Genomic DNA, 3,255 nt, shown 5'->3' with positions numbered 1-3,255 from the left:
ATCAGGATCGAACTAACTACGCCTCCCTGGGGTGTACCCCTCGTGCGGGGTATCTGCTCCCCGTCCGCGGTTTCAAACGGCGCGCACAGCCACCGCTCAACGTACAGCAGGATCCAGTCTTCCCTGATGTGGCGCCGCACTGCTTTCATCAGCAGCGCATGGTCGATCTGGTCAAACGCCGCCTTGATGTCAAACTCAACAACCCAGTCGTATTTCCAGCAACGCTTTCGCGTCACGGCAATCGCCTGTTTCGCCGACTTGCCCGGCCGGTATCCATAAGAATCGGGATGAAACACCGGATCGAGTATCGGCTCGATCATGAGCTTGACTACAGTCTGCGCGATTCGATCAGACACAGTGGGAATGCCCAATTTTCTCGTGCCGCCCTTGGCCTTCGGAATCTCCACCTGCTTCACCGGTGGCGGGAAGTACGACCCCGATGACATTCGGTTCCACAGTTTGTATAGATTTCCCGAGAGATTCTGCTCGAACATGGCGATGGTTTCATCGTCCACGCCCGCAGCTCCGCGGTTGGCCCTCACCAGCTGGTACGCCTCCCACACAACCCGCTTCGCAATGCAATACGGTTTCGCTGATTTCATGTCACTCATCCAAGCAATGCCGGTTGGCAACATTCGTCAGTAGGATAACGCTGCCCCTTCGCTCCACCCTCATTACAAGGGCTTCGACACTGTCGGGTCGGAGGAGGCGCGCTTGCGCGCTGGCCTCCGTCCGCCGCTCAAACCGTGCGTGCAGTTCTCCCGCACACGGCTTTCACAAAGATGCGCCTTCATCGCAGATTGAGTGAAGGTATCAGAAAGACCAAGCGCACAAGACCCATCTCGCTATAAAGACGTCGTTCTGGTAGCTGTTTCCAGCCCCTGCAACGCCAGCGCTTGGATCGGTGCGACCAAATGCGCCGCAAGATCCAGCGGTCGAGACGGGCGAAGAGCTTGCGGACGTGGGCTTTACAGAAGTACAACCCCCAACCGCGAATGACCGGATTGATATCAGCGATCAGCCCCTGTGTATCCACAGGTGCCTTGCGCCGAGTGCGCTTGCGTATCTGATCCTTGAAGTGCTGAATCGATTTCTCGCGTGGATACGCGTAAAGGTCGCCCTCACGGGTGCCGCTACGGATCTTGCTAGAGGGCAGAGCAAGACGACGACTGCCTCGCTTGATCTTGTACCCAAGAAACTCGAAACCACGTGACACGTGAACAATATGCGTCTTGCTTTCGTTCAAGGTCACACCCAGCTCCGCCAGAATCCTTTTGGCTTGCTCTAACGCTTGGTGCGCTTCCGGCCGGGTGCGACATGTCACCACCCAGTCGTCTGCGTACCGCGTCAGTCGATAGCCACGCCTTCGCATCTCCCCGTCAAACGGAGTGAGAAGAATGTTGCTCAAGATCGGTGAAACCACCCCGCCTTGAGGCGTTCCCTGCTCAGTTGCCAGCCGCTTACCCTCGGCAATACAGCCCGCCTTGAGCATCTGCTCAATCAAGCGCAGCACGCGACTGTCCGAAACACGTTGGCCTACCAAGGTAAGGAGCTTCTCGTGCTCCACGGTCCCAAAGAAGTTCTTCAGATCCGCGTCAACGATCCACTCATACCCCTCGGCCAATTCCTTCCAGATCTTGCGCAGGGCATCCTTCGTCGATCTTCCTCGCCGATATCCGAAGCTGGCTGCATCGAACACCGACTCGAAGATCGGTTCCAGCCGGTTAAGCAGCGCCTGCTGGCATACTCGATCGTAAATAGTCGGTATACCCAACGGGCGAAACTTTCCCGGCTGCCCGGACTTCGGGATCAATTGTTGCAATACTGGGAGCGGCTCGTACTTCCCGTCTCTGAGCTCCGCGTGCAGGCGATCAAGTTGCTCTTCCAGACGCGACTCGAAGTCCTCCACACTTTGCTCGTCAACTCCCCCCGCCCCAGCATTGCGCTTCACCCGCAGCCAGGCCATCTCCAAGTTCTTGCGCTTGTAGACTTTGTCCACCAATGAGTGAACCTTCCTCTCTCCTGTTGGATTCAACCAGTCCGCGAGTCTCCTCGGACCATGACTTCTGGGTCTTTCACTTAAGGAACTTGTCCGCGTCATCGTCTTTACTCATCTCACGTTCTTGCCGTTTCCAACCATCTCTGCCAACCGCCTTCCCCAGCCCACTCCGCTGCCGCTTGCGCGGTCACATGGCTTTCACCACGCTTTCGGTACTATTCGGTTGTCCGACTACTCGCCCGGCCTCGTTTCCCACTTCGCTCTCGCTTATAGGGTCACTTATCCCAGTGCCACCCGGGAACCGGACGAGTTCTCCTGAGGTCACGCGCTGTTCTTCCGTACCGTGCCATCCGCAAACACCTTGATACGGTGGGTGAATGAGAACGCCTTCGCCCCCATAGTGCGGGCTCGACCTTGCCCCACCTTTGGCCGACCGGTTCATCATGGGGTCGCCCCCTCGATTACGGCCCGGTACTTCTCCTCATGCCCTTCGGATTCCACCTCGCGATGGACACCCTGCCCTCCGGAATACCGCAAGGTGGCGGCTTCAGGTCTGCCTTGGCTGTGTCCGGCTTTCGCCTTCGTGCCCGTTTAGACTTCTCCATACCTTCCACCTTTCTCCGGCCAGCGAGGCATTACCCCCGCTTTCGGATATGGCACCCCTCATCCGGGCGCCAGAGGGACTTCAACCCTCCTGAACAACGCGCTGCTCAGCGCACACTACGACCCGATCCGTCACCCTGGCACCTATGCCCGCATTTCCCACTCGCGGTTATAGCGGACATCTCCTCGACGGGATTTCTCCGCCGGGTGCCGAGGGCTTCTCCAGTTTCCACGTTATCCTTCACACCATGTCGCCGCTGATACCCCGCCGGTGAGAGTTGCCGTATCGGACTCGTTTCGGACAACTCTTGCTGCTTTCGCGCGTTATCGACCGTCTCAGCCACCGGGTTTTCGTGTGACGAGGCTACATCTGCGTTCACTGCACGTTGCAACCTGGTGCGTTGCATACACTCCTTTCTGAGCATACTGTCGGAGGGCTCCGTCATCTTGCTTTCGCGCCATGACGCCTCCCTAGCTACGAGGACTGAGTCTTTTGCCTCGGTCGGACTTTCACCGACTGGATAACGTGTCCTTATCTGGACACACCGATCTTCCAGCGCCGGTGGTACAGCGCCGCCATCTCGATGGCAGGTGCCAGCGCCGGGTCCAGCAGATTGGTGATCAGGCGATACTGCGGCTCAGCGTCAGGCACG

General features: G+C 58.1%; 2 protein-coding genes. Both read right to left on the bottom strand.

All coding sequences use genetic code 11. The features are described 5' to 3' along the window. Positions 1-611, bottom strand: a 611-nt coding sequence (locus tag ACGLHT_RS29875) for a reverse transcriptase domain-containing protein (RefSeq protein WP_394520763.1), incomplete at its 3' end; no start/stop codon positions are given. Between the two features lie 179 nt (positions 612-790). Beyond that, entirely contained in the window at positions 791-1,999 is a 1,209-nt protein-coding gene (ltrA, locus tag ACGLHT_RS29870) for a group II intron reverse transcriptase/maturase (RefSeq protein ID WP_394520762.1), read from the bottom strand. Between the last annotated feature and the right edge of the window lie 1,256 nt (positions 2,000-3,255).

The organism is Pseudomonas sp. PsB, from assembly GCF_043658375.1.
In the GTDB taxonomy this organism is placed as follows: Bacteria; Pseudomonadota; Gammaproteobacteria; order Pseudomonadales; family Pseudomonadaceae; genus Aquipseudomonas; species Aquipseudomonas putida_Z.
The sequence above is the reverse complement of the archived record's forward strand: the minus strand, read 5'-3'. Positions and strand labels throughout refer to the sequence as shown.